Source organism: Vibrio sp. 378 (genome assembly GCF_033339435.1).
This window is the reverse complement of sequence record NZ_JAWOUO010000157.1, coordinates 1-1,059: the sequence shown is the minus strand read 5'-3', so window position 1 is coordinate 1,059 and position 1,059 is coordinate 1. Positions and strand designations below refer to the sequence as shown.

Below are 1,059 nucleotides of genomic sequence, written 5' to 3'. Positions count from 1 at the left end.
TATCGACTCTGCAAGTGCCTCATTGGGAGCGTTTGCTAGAACTTGCGTCAAGTGCTTGGGAAATGACGGGGCTTGGTTACATGGGCACCGACATGGTTCTCGACAAAGAAGAAGGTCCGATGGTACTTGAGCTGAATGCTCGTCCTGGTTTGGCTATTCAAATCGCGAACGGAGCAGGATTGCTTCCTCGCTTGAAGCATATTGAAAGCCTCGGCACTCCAGCGGAGTACCCTAAGCCTATAGATCGCGTAGCCTACGCGGTTGAGCAATTTGGTGTAAAACCAAAGTTCTAAACCTTACAAGCTAGCAATCAGCACATGGTTGCTAGCTTTTTTCTTTCTGCCATCGTTTTCACTCCCCTTCCTATCTCATTTCGCCGGTTTCATCATTTGAATCAATGATCGAGCTAACAGAATCAACATAGATCGTTTCTTTTCTACTGAGCCCATTGAGTATGATGTTTACTCCCCTTACTCAACTTAAAGAGGTTGGGCGATGCTAACAAAAGAAACAAATAATAATGAACCACAGCTTGTAGACCAGGAAACTTTTGACCAACACTTACAACGTTTGTCTGAGCTTTCGGTTCAAGCACTTGAAGAGCTTGCTGAAATTATCGAAGCTGGAACCGATATTTCAGAGGAATAGCGCTTAGATTATTTCCAATACTCCCTGCTATTGGTCTAAGTGCTCACGAAAAAGCCGAGACTGTCGTCCTACAGCCTCGGCTTATTTTATGCCCGTTACCTGCATCTCCCTGTTAATCAGATACAAAAACGCCCGCTTTAATTGCGGGCGTTTTTTATGCTTCCAAGCTTATGATTCAAACTCTTCAATCATTTCTTGAACTTCACTCTTCGGTTTATCTGTTTGACCAAAGCCACGTAGACCAACAACGTGTACGTGTTCGTGATCTTTAAACACCTTACGTACCAACTTGTAGGTTGTACCTTTCTCTGGGCTGATGTTCTCTGGCGCAGCAATCAACAGCTGCATATCCAGACGGTCACACAGTTCGAATAGCGTTGAAATCGACTTCGCATCCAGACGAGCCGCCTC

The 1,059-nt window shown here is 45.0% G+C and carries 3 protein-coding genes; 2 read left to right on the top strand and 1 reads right to left on the bottom strand.

What is annotated here, in order from left to right; translation table 11 throughout:
- Together R7Q48_RS24830 and R7Q48_RS24825 are read left to right on the top strand one after the other, a co-directional pair.
- Window positions 1–293, top strand: a 293-nt coding sequence (locus R7Q48_RS24830) for a sugar-transfer associated ATP-grasp domain-containing protein (protein WP_318132776.1), incomplete at its 5' end; no start/stop codon positions are given.
- A gap of 202 nt (window positions 294–495) precedes the next feature.
- Window positions 496–648, top strand: a complete 153-nt coding sequence (locus tag R7Q48_RS24825) for a hypothetical protein (protein ID WP_005457235.1) — start codon at window positions 496–498, stop codon at window positions 646–648.
- Window positions 649–816: 168 nt separating this feature from the next.
- On the opposite strand, the gene R7Q48_RS24820 is transcribed toward R7Q48_RS24825, so the two are convergent.
- Window positions 817–1,059 (bottom strand): hypothetical protein (locus tag R7Q48_RS24820; protein WP_318132774.1); only part of this gene is annotated, 243 nt, incomplete at its 5' end.